Annotated in this window: 14 protein-coding genes and 1 tRNA gene; 10 read left to right on the forward strand and 5 right to left on the reverse strand. The window is 68.3% G+C overall.

What is annotated here, in order from left to right:
• Positions 1-22 precede the first annotated feature (22 nt).
• A tRNA-His gene (locus BLW81_RS16520) sits at positions 23-95 on the reverse strand.
• Positions 96-126: 31 nt separating this feature from the next.
• Positions 127-774 carry an oligoribonuclease gene (gene orn / locus BLW81_RS16525; protein ID WP_083408101.1) on the reverse strand — a complete coding sequence of 216 codons (648 nt, stop codon included), beginning with the start codon at positions 772-774 and terminating at the stop codon, positions 127-129.
• A gap of 82 nt (positions 775-856) precedes the next feature.
• Here orn and BLW81_RS16530 point away from each other — a divergent pair, with 82 nt between their 5' ends.
• On the forward strand, positions 857-2,452 hold the full coding sequence (locus BLW81_RS16530) for a helicase HerA-like domain-containing protein (protein WP_083408102.1): 1,596 nt from the start codon (positions 857-859) through the stop codon (positions 2,450-2,452).
• Between the two features lie 82 nt (positions 2,453-2,534).
• Here BLW81_RS16530 and cmrA read toward each other — a convergent pair whose 3' ends face one another.
• Positions 2,535-3,341, reverse strand: coding sequence for a mycolate reductase (gene cmrA / locus BLW81_RS16535; protein ID WP_083408103.1), 807 nt, complete (start codon positions 3,339-3,341; stop codon positions 2,535-2,537).
• Positions 3,342-3,367: 26 nt separating this feature from the next.
• Between cmrA and BLW81_RS16540 the strand changes: the two genes are divergently transcribed.
• Complete coding sequence (locus BLW81_RS16540) at positions 3,368-4,687, forward strand: MFS transporter (protein WP_083408104.1); 1,320 nt, start codon at positions 3,368-3,370, stop codon at positions 4,685-4,687.
• Positions 4,688-4,693: 6 nt separating this feature from the next.
• Here BLW81_RS16540 and BLW81_RS16545 read toward each other — a convergent pair whose 3' ends face one another.
• Positions 4,694-5,491 carry an MmpS family transport accessory protein gene (locus tag BLW81_RS16545; RefSeq protein WP_083408105.1) on the reverse strand — a complete coding sequence of 266 codons (798 nt, stop codon included), beginning with the start codon at positions 5,489-5,491 and terminating at the stop codon, positions 4,694-4,696.
• 174 nt (positions 5,492-5,665) lie between these two features.
• On the opposite strand from BLW81_RS16545, the gene BLW81_RS16550 reads away from it, so the two are divergent.
• The 3 genes from BLW81_RS16550 to BLW81_RS29630 all read left to right on the forward strand — a co-directional run bounded on the left by BLW81_RS16550 (position 5,666) and on the right by BLW81_RS29630 (position 8,001).
• Positions 5,666-7,507: an alpha/beta hydrolase family protein gene (locus BLW81_RS16550; protein WP_083408106.1), complete on the forward strand. Its 1,842-nt coding sequence runs from the start codon at positions 5,666-5,668 to the stop codon at positions 7,505-7,507.
• A gap of 92 nt (positions 7,508-7,599) precedes the next feature.
• Positions 7,600-7,809, forward strand: coding sequence for a hypothetical protein (locus BLW81_RS16555; RefSeq protein WP_083408107.1), 210 nt, complete (start codon positions 7,600-7,602; stop codon positions 7,807-7,809).
• A gap of 39 nt (positions 7,810-7,848) precedes the next feature.
• On the forward strand, positions 7,849-8,001 hold the full coding sequence (locus BLW81_RS29630; protein ID WP_165614560.1) for a hypothetical protein: 153 nt from the start codon (positions 7,849-7,851) through the stop codon (positions 7,999-8,001).
• Here the strand turns inward: BLW81_RS29630 and BLW81_RS16560 are convergent.
• Positions 7,998-8,621 (reverse strand): SACE_7040 family transcriptional regulator, encoded by a 624-nt coding sequence (locus tag BLW81_RS16560; RefSeq protein WP_322788746.1) that lies wholly within the window; start codon positions 8,619-8,621, stop codon positions 7,998-8,000. The two genes, BLW81_RS29630 and BLW81_RS16560, sit on opposite strands and share 4 nt — an antisense overlap.
• A 90-nt stretch (positions 8,622-8,711) precedes the next feature.
• Here BLW81_RS16560 and BLW81_RS16565 point away from each other — a divergent pair, with 90 nt between their 5' ends.
• From BLW81_RS16565 to BLW81_RS16585, 5 genes are read left to right on the forward strand one after another with little or no spacing between them, the layout of a single operon-like run.
• On the forward strand, positions 8,712-10,262 hold the full coding sequence (locus tag BLW81_RS16565) for a carboxyl transferase domain-containing protein (RefSeq protein ID WP_083408109.1): 1,551 nt from the start codon (positions 8,712-8,714) through the stop codon (positions 10,260-10,262).
• A 4-nt stretch (positions 10,263-10,266) separates the two neighbouring features.
• On the forward strand, positions 10,267-12,255 hold the full coding sequence (locus BLW81_RS16570; protein ID WP_083408110.1) for an acetyl/propionyl/methylcrotonyl-CoA carboxylase subunit alpha: 1,989 nt from the start codon (positions 10,267-10,269) through the stop codon (positions 12,253-12,255).
• Positions 12,252-13,415 (forward strand): acyl-CoA dehydrogenase family protein, encoded by a 1,164-nt coding sequence (locus BLW81_RS16575; protein WP_083408111.1) that lies wholly within the window; start codon positions 12,252-12,254, stop codon positions 13,413-13,415. The genes BLW81_RS16570 and BLW81_RS16575 overlap by 4 nt, the downstream gene beginning before the upstream one ends.
• Positions 13,412-13,900 carry a MaoC family dehydratase gene (locus tag BLW81_RS16580; RefSeq protein ID WP_083408112.1) on the forward strand — a complete coding sequence of 163 codons (489 nt, stop codon included), beginning with the start codon at positions 13,412-13,414 and terminating at the stop codon, positions 13,898-13,900. Before BLW81_RS16575 ends, BLW81_RS16580 begins: the two co-directional genes overlap by 4 nt.
• Positions 13,900-14,718, forward strand: coding sequence for an HpcH/HpaI aldolase/citrate lyase family protein (locus tag BLW81_RS16585; protein WP_083408113.1), 819 nt, complete (start codon positions 13,900-13,902; stop codon positions 14,716-14,718). The genes BLW81_RS16580 and BLW81_RS16585 overlap by 1 nt, the downstream gene beginning before the upstream one ends.
• Positions 14,719-14,772 lie beyond the last annotated feature (54 nt).

The raw sequence follows: 14,772 nt of genomic DNA on the forward strand, positions 1-14,772 counted from the left end.
GAACCGCTCCCTGACCCGTTTGGGTGGCTGACGGGACTCGAACCCGCGACAGCCAGGATCACAACCTGGTGCTCTACCAACTGAACTACAGCCACCATTGCCGCATGCGATGCGGCGACGTCGATACTAACCGCTCGGACGCTGTGCAGCCGAATCGATATCCTTCGCGTCGCCGTTCGGCGGGCCGAGTTCCTCGGCGACAGCCGCAATATCGCTGGTCGACGGTCCGGGCTGCGGCACGAACGCGGTGCGCCGGTAGTACTGCAGTTCGCGGATCGACTCGTGGATGTCGGCGAGCGCGCGGTGGGCCAGGCCCTTCTCGGGCTGACCGAAGTAGATCCGCGGATACCAGCGCCGGCACAGTTCCTTGATCGAGCTGACGTCGATCATCCGGTAGTGCAGGAAGTCGTCGAGCTTGGGCATGTCACGGGCGATGAAACCGCGGTCGGTGGCGATCGAGTTGCCGGCCAGCGGCGCCGTCTTGGCCTGCTTGACGTGCCCGCGGATGTAGTCGAGCACCATCTCCTCGGCCTCGGGCACGGTGATCGCCGAGGCCCGCACCTCCTCGATCAGTCCCGACCGGGTGTGCATGTCGGTGACCACTGGAATCATCGACGACAACGCCTCGTCGTCGGTGTGGATCACGACGTCGAGGCCCTCGCCGAGGATGTTGAGGTCGGCGTCGGTCACCAGCACCGCAATCTCGATGAGCCGGTCGGTCTTGAGGTCCAGCCCGGTCATCTCGCAGTCAATCCACACCAGTTCGTCACGCACGACGCTCACAGTAAGCCTTGCGGCCCTGGGTGGCCCGCTGCACCCGCCCGTACGGTATGCCGCGCGCGTTAGGGTGCCAGCCATGACCAGTGAGCCGACCGTCACGCCCGCACAGCAGATCGCCGCAGGTTATGCCGCTGAAGGCGCCGCCCTGGAGCTCGGGTCCGTCGTCGTCGACGGGGCCTGTGACCCGGGCGCGCAAGTCCGGATCCCGTTGGCGACGGTCAACCGCCACGGCCTGGTCGCGGGCGCCACCGGCACCGGCAAGACCAAATCGCTGCAGGTGCTCGCCGAACAACTCTCAGCAGCCGGGGTGCCGGTCGTGATGGCCGATGTCAAGGGCGACCTGTCCGGGCTGTCGCGGCCCGCCGAGACCAGCGCGAACACCGAGGCCCGGGCGAAAGACACCGGCGATGCCGACTGGACCCCCACGGCCTATCCCGTCGAATTCCTGTCGCTGGGGACCGGCGGCATCGGCGTGCCGGTGCGGGCGACGATCTCCAGCTTCGGGCCCATCCTGCTGTCGAAGGTGCTCGGGCTGAACGCCACCCAGGAGTCGACCCTCGGGCTGATCTTCCACTGGGCCGACCAGAAGGGCCTGTCGCTGCTCGACCTCAAAGACCTGCGTGCGGTGATCCAGTACCTCACCAGCGATGAGGGCAAGCCCGAACTCAAGGCGCTCGGCGCGGTGTCGACCACCACGGCCGGGGTGATCCTGCGCGCGCTGGTCAACCTCGAAGCCGAGGGCGGCGACACGTTCTTCGGCGAACCCGAACTCGAACCCGAGGATCTGTTGCGCGTCGATGAGCAGGGCCGCGGCATCATCACGCTGCTCGAACTCGGCAGCCAGGGCGCCCGGCCGGTGATGTTCTCCACGTTCCTGATGTGGGTGCTGGCCGACCTGTTCACCTCGCTGCCGGAGGTCGGCGACCTCGACAAGCCGAAGCTCGTGTTCTTCTTCGACGAGGCACACCTGCTGTTCTCCAACGCGTCCAAGGCGTTTCTCGAACAGGTCGAGCAGACGGTCAAGCTGATCCGGTCGAAGGGCGTCGGCGTCTTCTTCTGCACCCAACTGCCCACCGACGTCCCGAACGACGTGCTGTCACAACTGGGTGCGCGCATTCAGCACGCGCTGCGCGCGTTCACCCCCGACGACGAGAAGGCGCTGACGAAGACGGTGCGCACCTACCCGAAAACCGATGTGTACGACCTGAAGTCGGCGCTGACGTCGTTGGGGATCGGTGAGGCCGTCGTCACCGTGCTCTCGGAGAAGGGTGCGCCGACGCCGGTGGCGTGGACGCGGATGCGTGCGCCGCGGTCCTTGATGGACACCATCGGACCCGATGCGATCACCGCCGCCGCGAAAGCCAGTCCGCTGCAGGCGGAATACGGCCAGACCATCGACCGCGAATCGGCCTACGAACGGCTCAACGCGAAACTCGCGCCGCCCGCCGAAACCGTCCCGGTGCCTCAGCAGGATGACGCGTTGCCGCCGCCGCTGCCGCCCGTCGCCGGTGAGGTGCGCGCCCGCGACACCGCCGAACCGGGAATGCTCGAGAAGGTCGTCAACAGCCCGGCGTTCAAGAGCGCGATGCGCTCGGCGGGCACGGTGATCGGCCGCGAGATCACCCGCAGCATCTTTGGCACCGGAACCCGTCGCCGCCGCCGGCGTCGCTAGCCCCTTCGCGCCGAAATAGCATTCCCGGCTGTCGATCGGCCAATTGAGCGACCAGGAATGCTATTTCGCGGAGACGGCCGGTCTAGCCGCCGCCGAGTTTCTTGTACACCGCACCGACGATTGGCGTCACGATCGCGCGCGGCGTGTAGCCCGCCGCCACCGACATCGCCTTCGACGTCACACCCGGCACGACGCGCATCTTGTTGCGCTCCAGCGCGTCCAGCGACTGCTTGGCGGTGTACTCGGTGGAGATCCACAAAAAGTCGGGGATCAGCTTCTCCACCAGCGACTGCTCGTCCTCCGACGGCAGCGTCTCGCGCACCGGCCCTGGCGCCAGCAGCGTCACGTGCACGCCGACCTTCTTGAGCTCACCGCGCAGCGACTCGCTGAACGTGTTGACGAACGCCTTGCTCGCGGCATAGGTCGCATTGTTCGGGATCGGCGAATTACCTGCTGCCGAACCGGAAATCAGGATGCCGCCGCCCTTGCGCTCCACCATGCCGGGCAGCACCGCGAGCACCAGGTCGTGCACACCGTGAACGTTCAACTGCACCTGGGCCTTCTCGTCGGCCGGGTCGAGCGAGGCCACCGGCCCGAACGTCGCGGTGCCGGCGTTGGCGCACAGGATCGAGATGTTCCGGGTCGCGAGCTCGTCGCACAGCTTGGTCCGGTCCGTCGGGTCGGCCAGGTCGACGGGCCGCACCTCGACCGTCACGCCGTACTGCGCGGTGAGCCGGTCGGCCAACGCGCGGAGCACCTCTTCGCGGCGCGCGGTGACGATCAGATGGTGTCCGCGGGCGGCGAGTTCGACGGCCAGTGCCTCACCGATGTTCTGCGACGCGCCGGTGACGACGGCGCGGGCGTCGGCGCTGGGAGCGGGTACTGACATGGGCCGGACTATATCGTGGGCGGACCATGAGCGAGCCACCCGATTCGAGCCAGCCGTCCGTGCGGACCGGGGGCCGCAAACAGATCGTCGCGTGGGCGCTGTGGGACTTCGGTGCGACGGGCCTGAACGCGATGGTCGTGACGTTCGTGTTCTCGGTGTATCTCACCAGCGCCGTCGGCGACGACCTGCCGGGCAGCGCATCACCGGCCAGCTGGCTGGGATGGGCGCTGGGGTTGGCGGGCCTGGTGGTCGCGGTGCTGGCCCCCGTCACCGGCGTCTGGGTCGACGCGCCGTGGCGGCGGCGACGGGTGCTGGCGGTGCTGACCGGTCTCGCAGTGGTGTTGACCGCGGCCATGAGCCAGATCCGCGACGACTATCACTACCTCATTCCCGGGCTGCTGCTGTTGGCCGCCGCGTCGGCGTGCAACGAACTGGCCACGGTGCCCTACAACGCCATGCTGCGCCAGTTGTCCACCCCGCAGACGTCGGGCCAGATCTCCGGAATGGGTTTGGGGCTGGGCTATCTCGGCAGTGTCGTGCTGTTGCTCGTCGGCTATTTCGGGTTCATCGCGGGCGACGGTGAGACGCGCGGGCTGCTCGGCTTCGCGGCCGCCGACGGCCAGAACATCCGCGCGGTGATGGTGCTGACGGCGGTGTGGTTCGGGCTGTTCGCGCTGCCTGTGCTCATCACGGTGCCACCCGTGCCGCGCGATGTCGCGCCGGCGCGCGCCGGTCTCGGCTTCTTCGGCGGATACCGGGTGCTGTGGTCGGAAATCGTCAGCGAATGGCGCCGCGACCACCACGTCGTCTACTACCTGATCGCCAGCGCGGTGTTCCGCGACGGGCTCACGGGGATCTTCGCGTTCGGCGCCGTGCTCGGCGTCAACGTGTACGGCATCTCCGGTGCCGACGTGCTGCTGTTCGGCGTGAGCGCCAGCACGATCGCGGCTATCGGCGCGGTCATCGGCGGCCTGCTCGACGACAGGTTCGGCGCCAAACCCGTCATCGTGGTGTCGCTGGTCGCGATGATCGCCGTCGGCATCACCTTGATGGCGCTCGACGGTCCGCTGGCGTTCTGGGCGTGCGGGCTGGCGCTGTGCCTGTTCATCGGCCCCACCCTCTCGGCGGCCCGCACCCTGATGCTGCGGTTGTCCGCCGACGGCAAGGAAGGCGTGGCCTTCGGGCTCTACACCACCACCGGCCGCGCGGTGTCCTACCTGGCGCCGGTGCTGTTCTCGGTGTTCATCGCGATCTTCGGCACCGACCGCGCCGGGATGGGCGGGCTGCTCGTGGTGCTGGCCGCCGGACTGCTCGCGATGCTGGCGGTCCGGGTGCCCCGGCGGTGACTGTCGCTAGCGGCTGCCGGTGCAGATGGTCAGCCCCGCGCCGGTGCGCTGCTGGACCAGCGCGCCGTCGACCGTGATCGAGCAGTTCACCTCGCGGCCCACGTTGATGATGCTGACGCTGGCCGACGCGGCGGCGGGCTCGGACAGTTGCACTTCCTTGCTCCACGGCAGCAGCACGTTGAACTCGGTCTGCAGCAGACCGCCGCTGTCGACATAGGTGATGTTGATCGCGCGTCCGGTGCCGCTGACGACGTAGACGACGGTCTCGGTGACGCCCGGCGTGGTGCGGCCCGGCGTCGACGGCACCGTGGGCACGGTCGGCCTCGACGGCAGGGTCGGCAGCGGCAGCCGCGGGACGGTGGTCGGCGTCCGCGAGGTCGTCGGCGGGGCCGTGGTGAAGCTGGGCTCCTGCATCGGCGGCGGTGCGACGACGGTCTGCTGACGCGAACTGTTGACGATGACCAGCGCGATCACCAGCCCGATGACGGTGAGCACCGCGACGCCGGCCAGGATCCACAGCCACCGCGGCGACTTCGGCTCGTCGGGGGGCTCGTTGGGCTCGCCCGGCGGGTACGGCGGCGACCCGAACTGGCCGGAGTACTGGCCGCTTGCGTACGGGTCGTAGCCGTACTGCGAGTACGGCGGCAACTGCTGCGTCGGCGCGGGGCCGGGCGGCTGATAGGTGGGGCCGTAGGCCTGGCTGGCGTAGGCGGGGTCGCTGTATCCGGAATAGTCGCCGGAATAGGGGTAACCCGCTTCGTCGCGCCTTTGCTCGTCGCGGCCTCGGCCTGGTGTGTCGGTCATACCCACCTCATGGCTGCGAGGGTACCTGGGCACCTGCTCAACAGAGCGGATGCGCCGCCGACCTGCGACAGCGTGCGCTCGACGCCGACACCGGACCGCCGGTCGCGAGCGGTCGGCGCGGCATGCACAATTGGACCGGTGGGAGAGCAGGTCCGTCGGGTATACGGCGCGTCGATGTCGCCGGACGCGACCGCGTTCGCCCACCTCGTCGACGACGGCGGTTTCCCGCGGGCGGTCCAGCGCTTCCTGCGCGGCTGGCGGGCCAGCTCATCGCGCGACGTCGAACTTCCCGTCGACGGCCCGGTCACCCGGGTGCTGCATTCGGCCGACGGGCACTGGCTGGCGTGCGAGGTCGCGCCCGACGGCAGCACCCGAACCCAGATATGGGTCGTCACAACCGATCCTGACGACCGCGACGCGCGCCGCATCGACTCGTGGCTGGACGCATCGTCGGAAGGCACTGCGGAACTGATCAATTGGGACGGGGCACTGGTGGCCGCGATCCTGACCGGTGACGACGGGGTCGGCACCTCGGTGCTGATCGACCCGGCCACCGGCGGCACGGTGGTGCTCGACCGGCGCTCCGGTGGCCGACTCGTCGACGCATGGGCGGGGTCGGCGCTGGTGCGCGTCGGCCCGCGCGGCTACCGCGACCTCATCATGCTGCGTGGGCGGACCGAAACCGCATTGCTGCCTTACGATCCCGGGTCGACCACCGACACCGGTGTCATCCTCGACGACCACCAGCCTCGGCGGTTGCGCGCCGGCCTGGAGGGGGAGACCACCAAGCTGTACCACCCGGCCGGAACACTCGAACCCGGCAGCGCCGACGGCTATGTGCGCGCGCTGATCCGCAGCGAGAACGGCACCGAGCACGCACGGCTTCTCGAGGTCACCACCACGGCCGACGGTGTCGCGTACCAGGTCATCGCCGAGCGGCCGGGCTGCGAACTCGACGAGTTCACCGTTAGTGACGACCTGTCGACGGTGGCGATCCTGTGGAACATCCACGGCGCCAGCGAACTTCAGATCCTCGAGCTGGCGGACATGACCCTGCAGCCGCCCATCCCGCTGCCGGGTATGGTGGCCAGCCAGTTGAGCATCAGCGCCGGTGGCTCGATGCTGGCGATGACGGTCGAGGGGCCCTCGATCCCGCCGACGGTCGAACTGGTCGACCCCCGCACCCGGGAATGGGAGCCCGTCGACCGCGAACCCAGCACCGGGCCCGTCGCCGCCGATCCCACGCTGGAGACCGTCGTCGCCCGCGACGGGCTCGAGTTCACCGGGTGGCTGTTCCGCCCGCGCGACGGGGTGCCGGTGATCGGCGCGATGCTCTTCCTGCACGGTGGGCCCGAGGGTCAGGGTCGGCCCGGCTACAACGAGTTCTTCCCGGCGCTGCTCGAAGAGGGCATCAGCGTGTTCCTGCCGAACGTCCGCGGTTCCGGCGGATTCGGGCGGAGCTTCATGCACGCCGACGACAAGGAACGGCGGTTCGCGGCCATCGACGACGTGGCAGACGCGGTGGCGTACCTCGTCGACAACGGTGTCGCGCCCGCCGACCGCATCGCCTGTTGCGGATGGTCGTACGGCGGCTACCTGACGCAGGCGGCGCTGACCTTCCACCCGGACCGGTTCGCCGCCGGCATCAGCATCTGCGGCATGAGCGATCTGAACACCTGGTACCGCAACACCGAGCCGTGGATCGCCGCGGCCGCATATCCGAAGTACGGTCACCCGATCGGGGACCGCGATCTGCTCGAACAGCTATCGCCGCTGCAGCGCGCCGACGCCATGACCGCACCCCTGCTGCTGGTGCACGGCGCCAACGACACCAACGTCCCGCCCAGCGAATCACAGCAGATGTTCGACACTCTCACAGCGCTTAACCGGAAAGTCGAACTGTTGATGTTCGACGACGACGGCCACGAGATCGACAAGCGCGAGAACCGCGCCGTGCTGGTCAAAGCCATGCGTGAGTGGCTGATTGCCGCCTTCGCCCCTGGCGCCCAGTCGTGATCGAATTGTCGCCGTAGCCAGGTTTGGACAAATTGTCCGCCGGGTAAACACGCTGCGCACGCGCCAGTTCACGCTGACAAAGGAGGCGCAGCATGCGAGGTGGCGGAATCCTCGGCGTCATAGTGCTTATCTGGTTGTTGATCGGTGTGGTCGCCGCCTATCAGCGCGGTTACTTCTCGAGTAACGAAACCAATTGTGCGACAGCGGGAAGCATCGCGCTGACGGTGGTCGTCGGACCGTTGAACTACGCGGGTGTCAACCCAAAGGTGGAGAACTGCAATCTGCCTGAACCCAGCCAGTAACCCACTGGCTGTTGATGATTCACTAGAAATGGAGAGATTATGATCATCCTCGGATTGATCCTCGCCGTGATCGGCTACTTCACCGTTCCGGCAATCATGTACATCGGCATCGTGCTGATGGTCATCGGAGCCGTGTTCTGGATCCTCGGGTCGGTCGGACGGCCCGTCGGTGGCAGGCGCGCCTGGTACTAACGCCTCGGCGCCGAACCGGCCGAGGTCAACGCCGCAACCGTCATGCTCTTCAAGACGGCGCGCGGGTTGGCCTCGGCCGTTTTCGTGGTTGCGGGTTTGAGTGCGTGCGGCGTGGAGTTCATCAGCCCGAACGCCGCGTGTGCCATCACCCGGGCGTCGGCCTCACTCAGTGACCGGTTCACCCGACGGAGCACCTCGACCCAGATCTCGACATACTGGCGCTGCGCCTTGCGGACCTGACGCTTGGCCGCCGGCGGCAGGTTCGCCAGATCGCGGTCCTGGATCCGGATCAGGTCCGACTCGCCCAGCGCGAAGTCCAGGTGAAACTCGACCAGCCCGTCCAGCGCGGTGTCGGGATCCGCTGTCGCGGCGACGACCTCGGTGGCACCGGCCAGCAGCCGGGTGCTGATCCCGACGAGCAACTCGACGAGCAGCGCCTCTTTGTTGGGGAAGTGGCGATAGATCGCCGGCCCGCTGACGCCTGCGGCGGCGCCGATGTCCTCCAGCCGCACCGCCAGGTAACCCCGCTCGGCGACCAACCTCTCGGCCGCCGCGATCAACTGGGACCGACGGTCGGACTTCGCGCGGCTGCGCCGGGTGCTCGCAGGTACAGCGGACACGAGCGCCTCCCGCCGCTGGTGGACATTCCGGTTAATCGTGACTAACATCCTACGAGTTAGTCGTCATTAACTCAACTGAACGGGTCACCGATGACACCGCGGGCGTCATACCGCGAGGAGCACCTCGCGCTGGTCAGCGAGTTGCGCGCGAAACTTGCCGCCGCGGCATTGGGTGGGCCGGAGCGCGCCCGCGAGCGCCACGTCAGCCGCGGCAAGCTGTTACCCCGAGACCGGGTGGACAGCCTGCTGGATCCGGGCAGCCCGTTTCTGGAGCTGACCCCGCTGGCGGCCGACGGCATGTACGACCACGAATGCCCGGGCGCCGGGATCATCACCGGGATCGGCCGGGTCTCCGGGCGCGAATGCGTGATCGTCGCCAACGACGCGACCGTCAAGGGCGGCACCTACTATCCGGTCACCGTCAAAAAGCACCTGCGCGCCCAGGAGGTGGCCGGGCAGAACCGGTTGCCGTGCATCTATCTCGTCGACTCCGGCGGCGCCTTCCTGCCCCGCCAGGACGAGGTGTTCCCCGACCGGGATCACTTCGGCCGCATCTTCTACAACCAGGCCACCCTGTCGGCGCAGGGCATCCCGCAGATCGCCGCGGTGCTCGGGTCGTGCACTGCCGGCGGCGCCTACGTCCCGGCGATGAGCGACGAGGCGGTCATCGTGCGCAACCAGGGCACGATCTTCCTCGGTGGCCCGCCGCTGGTGAAGGCGGCCACCGGTGAGGTGGTGACCGCAGAAGAGCTCGGCGGCGGCGACCTGCACTCGAAAACTTCCGGTGTGACAGACCATCTGGCCCACGACGACCGCGACGCGCTGCGGATCGTGCGGCGCATCGTCGGCACTCTCGGGCCGCGCACACCGTTGCCATGGGACGTGTCGCCGACGGTCGAACCGGTCGCCGATCAAAGCGAGCTCTACGACGTCGTCCCCATCGATTCCCGGGTGCCCTACGACGTGCACGAGGTCATCACCCGCGTCGTCGACGGCGGCGAGTTCGCCGAGTTCAAGGCCGAGTACGGCAACACGCTGGTGACCGGGTTCGCCCGCATCCACGGCCACCCGGTCGGAATCATCGCCAACAACGGTGTGTTGTTCGGCGAATCCGCGCTCAAGGGCGCGCATTTCATCGAACTGTGCGACAAGCGGTCCACTCCGCTGGTCTTTCTGCAGAACATCTCCGGGTTCATGGTCGGCCGCGACTACGAGGCCGGCGGCATCGCCAAGCACGGCGCGAAGATGGTGACCGCGGTGGCGTGCGCGCGGGTTCCGAAGCTGACCGTGGTGATCGGCGGATCCTACGGTGCGGGCAACTATTCGATGTGCGGGCGGGCGTATTCACCACGCTTCCTGTGGATGTGGCCCAACGCGCGGATCTCGGTGATGGGCGGCGAGCAGGCCGCGTCGGTGTTGGCGACCGTGCGTGGCGACATGACCGCCGAGGAGGAAGAGCAGTTTAAGGCACCGATCCGCGCCCAGTACGAGCACCAGGGCAACCCGTACTACTCGACCGCCCGGCTGTGGGACGACGGCGTGATCGACCCGGCAGACACCAGAACCGTTCTCGGACTGGCACTCTCCGTGGTCGGGCAGGCGCCCCTCGAACCGGTTTCCTACGGCGTGTTCCGGATGTGATGACATGACCTTCGACACTGTCCTGGTCGCCAACCGTGGCGAGATTGCGGTGCGAGTCATCCGCACGCTGCGGCAGATGGGTGTCCGTTCGGTCGCGGTGTTCAGCACCGCCGACGCCGGCGCCCGCCACGTCGCCGAGGCCGATGTCGCGGTGCACATCGGTCCGGCCGCCGCCCGCGAGAGCTACCTCAATATCGACGCTGTGTTGTCGGCGGCCCGTCGCACGGGCGCTCAGGCAGTGCATCCCGGTTACGGGTTCCTCTCGGAGAACGCCCAATTCGCCGCGGCACTCGAGGCGGCCGGCATCACGTTCATCGGCCCGCCGGTCGGCGCGATCGAAACCATGGGTGACAAGATCGCCGCCAAGGCTGCCGTGTCGGCGTTCGGGGTGCCGGTGGTGCCGGGCATCTCCCGGCCGGGACTCACCGACGACGACCTGATCGCCGGCGCCGCCGAGGTCGGTTTCCCGGTGCTGGTGAAACCGTCGGCAGGGGGCGGCGGCAAGGGCATGCGGGTGGTTCACGACGCGGCCGAACTGCCCGCCGCGCTGGTCTCGGCGCGCCGGGAGGCGGGCGCCGCGTTCGGCGACGACACGCTGTTCCTCGAACGTTTCGTGCTCAATCCGCGGCACATCGAAGTCCAGGTCCTCGCCGACGCGCACGGCAACGTGGTGCACCTGGGTGAGCGCGAATGCAGCCTGCAGCGGCGGCATCAGAAAGTCATCGAGGAGGCGCCGTCGCCGCTGCTGGACGCGGCGACCCGCGCGCGGATCGGCGCCGCGGCGTGCGACACCGCGCGCAGCGTCGACTACACCGGGGCAGGCACGGTCGAGTTCATCGTCTCCGCCGACCGGCCCGACGAGTTCTTCTTCATGGAGATGAACACCCGCCTGCAGGTCGAGCATCCCGTCACCGAAATGGTCACCGGCATCGACCTCGTCGAGCAGCAGGTGCGCATCGCCGCGGGCGAGAAGCTCTGCGTCGCACAGGACGACGTCACGCTCACCGGGCACGCCGTCGAGGCCCGCGTCTACGCCGAGGACCCCGCCCGCGGCTTCCTGCCCACCGGCGGTCCGGTGCTCGACCTCGCCGAACCGGCGGACGTTCGGGTCGACTCGGGGCTGGCGCGCGGTTCGGTGATCGGCAGTGACTACGACCCGATGTTGTCGAAGGTCATCGCCTACGCCGACGACCGTGCCGGTGCTCTGCGCGCGCTGGACCGTGCGCTGGCCGGCACCGCGGTCCTCGGCGTCACCACCAATGTCGAGTTCCTGCGGTTCCTGCTCGCCGATCCCGATGTCGTCGCGGGCCGACTCGACACCGGGCTGCTGGACCGTCGCAGCCCCGACTTCGAGTCCGCACCAGCCACTGACGCCGAACTGGTCGCGGCCGCGGCGTACAAGTGGCTGAGCGCCTGGCCCGTGCCGGCGAGCGATCTGTGGGCCACGCCGTCGGGCTGGCGGATGGGCCGGCACGCCCCGACCACCTACCGGCTGCGCTCGGGCGAGCGGACCGACCACGTCCACCTGAGCGGGACACCGCAGCATGCCACCGCGGTTATCGAGGACGGCGAAAGCCGTTCGCTCTCAGCGGTGTTGACCGGCAACCGGCTCTCGGTGGTCTACGACGAGGTGCAGGTCGACTACCTCGTCGCCGCCGACGACGGCCGGATCTGGCTGGCCGGCGGGGGCCGCACCGTCGCGGTCGAGGAGGTCCGCGAGGCACCGGTGCGTCCCGACGACGCGCACAGCGGCGACGCCGAACTGACCAGCCCGATGCCCGGTTCGGTCGTCGCGCTCGGCGTCGCCGACGGACAGCGCGTCGCGGCCGGGACCGTAGTGGTGACGGTCGAGGCCATGAAGATGGAACACGCGTTGGCCGCCCCGGTCGACGGTGTCGTGGAACTGCTTGTCGCCGAAGGCGATCAGGTCAAGGTCGGGCAACCGCTGGCGAAGGTCATCGCGGACTTGACCGTCGAGAAGGAAGAGTCATGAGCGAACTGTTGTCCACCGGGAGCCTGCCGGACCACTACGAGCAACTGGCCAAGACGGTCCGCGACTTCGCCCAGAGCGTGGTGGCGCCCGTCGCGGCCAAACACGACGAGGAGCATTCGTTCCCGTACGAGGTCGTCGCGGGCATGGCCGACATGGGTCTGTTCGGCCTGCCGTTCCCCGAGGAGTACGGCGGGATGGGCGGTGACTACTTCGCGCTGTGCCTGGCGCTCGAGGAACTCGGCAAGGTCGACCAGAGCGTGGCCATCACGCTGGAGGCGGGCGTGTCGCTGGGCGCGATGCCGGTGTACCGCTTCGGCACCGAGGCGCAGAAGCAGGAGTGGCTGCCACTGCTGGCCAGCGGCAAGGCGCTGGGCGCGTTCGGGCTCACCGAGGCCGGCGGCGGCAGCGACGCCGGCGCGACGAAGACCACCGCGAAACTCGACGACGGCCACTGGGTGATCAACGGTTCCAAGCAGTTCATCACCAACTCAGGTACCGACATCACGAAGTTGGTGACGGTGACGGCGGTGGCAGGTGAGAAACCGGACGGCCACAAAGAGATTTCGTCGATCCTGGTGCCGGTGCCCACCGACGGCTTCACCGCCGAACCGGCGTACAGCAAGGTCGGCTGGAACGCGTCGGACACCCACCCGCTGAGCTTCGACGACGTCCGCGTGCCGGAGGAGAACCTGCTCGGCGAGCGCGGCAGGGGATACGCGAACTTCCTGCGCATCCTCGACGAGGGCCGCATCGCGATCGCGGCGCTGTCGGTCGGCGCCGCCCAGGGATGTGTCGACGAATCGGTCAAGTACGCCAAGGAACGCGAGGCGTTCGGTGCGGCGATCGGCAGCTATCAGGCCATCGCTTTCAAGATCGCGCGGATGGAGGCCCGTGCGCATGTCGCCCGCACCGCCTACTACGACGCCGCCGCGTTGATGCTGGCCGGCAAACCGTTCAAGAAGGCGGCGTCGATCGCCAAGATGGTGGCCAGCGAGGCCGCGATGGACAACGCGCGCGACGCCACCCAGATCTTCGGCGGCTACGGCTTCATGAACGAGTACTCGGTCGCGCGGCACTACCGCGACAGCAAGATTCTCGAAATCGGTGAGGGCACAACCGAAGTGCAGTTGCTGCTGATCGGGCGGGAGCTGGGCTTGTGAGCGAGAAGAAGATCGTCGAACAGCGCGGGCTGTGGTTCGAGGAGTTCGAGACCGGTGTGCTGTACCTGCACCGGCCGGGCCGGACCATCACCGAGGCCGACAACGTGCTGTTCACCACGCTGACGATGAACACCCAGGCGTTGCACCTGGACGCCGCGTTCGCCGACGCGCTGCCGCCGTTCAACGCCCGGCTGGTCAACTCGATGTTCACGCTGTCCACGCTGGTCGGGTTGTCGGTGGCGCAATTGACGCAGGGCACCATCGTCGGCAACCTCGGCTTCGGTGAAATCGCGTTCCCGAAGCCACTTTTCCACGGCGACACGCTCTACGCGGAGTCCGAGGTGCTCGACAAGCGCGAGTCCAAGAGCCGGCCGGGGGAAGGCATCGTCACGTTCTCCCACGTCGGCCGCAATCAGCACGGCGACATCGTGGCCACCGCGTCCCGCAAGACGATGGTGCGCAAACGCCCGGAGGGAGAAGCATAGTGGCGGTGACGGCATCGGGTCCGGCGTGGCTGTTCTGCCCCGCGGACCGTCCCGAGCGGTTCGAAAAGGCCGCTGCGGCAGCCGATGTGGTGATCCTCGACCTGGAGGACGGCGTCGCCGCCAAGGACCGTGAGGCCGCCCGCGCGGCGTTGCTCGACACGCGTCTCGACCCGGCCCGCACCGTCGTCCGCGTCAACCCCAGCACGACACCGGACCATCAACTCGACCTCGCGGCGCTGGCCAAGACCGACTACACCACGGTCATGCTCGCCAAGACCGAGGATCCGCAACAGGTGCGCGACCTCGCCCCGCTGGACGTCGTCGTGCTGATCGAGACGCCGCTCGGCGCGCTCGCCGTCGCCGACCTGGCCCGCATGGACAACGCCGTCGCGCTGATGTGGGGCGCCGAGGATCTGTTCGCGGTGACCGGCGGCACGGCCAACCGCTACCCCGACGGCAGCTACCGCGAGGTGGCTCGGCACGTGCGGTCGCAAACCCTGCTGGCGGCCAAGGCCCACGGCCGGCTGGCGCTGGACTCGGTGTACCTCGACATCAAGGACCTCGACGGGCTGCGCGACGAGGTCGACGACGCCGTCGCGGTGGGCTTCGACGTCAAGGTCGCGATCCATCCTTCGCAGGTCGCGGTGATCCGCGACGGTTACCGACCAACCGCCGAGCAGGTGCAGTGGGCCCGACACGTCCTGGAAGCGGCCCGTGATGCCCGGGGTGTTTTCCAGTTCGAAGGCATAATGGTGGATGCCCCAGTGCTACGGCGAGCCGAGCGCATCGTCGCGCTAGCGCCCCACCCCGGCGACTAGCCGACACCCCCACACCCGGGGGACCTGCTCCGATTGCCTCCGCACTGAGCACCT

Source organism: Mycolicibacterium rutilum, from assembly GCF_900108565.1.
GTDB classification, from domain to species: Bacteria; Actinomycetota; Actinomycetes; order Mycobacteriales; family Mycobacteriaceae; genus Mycobacterium; species Mycobacterium rutilum.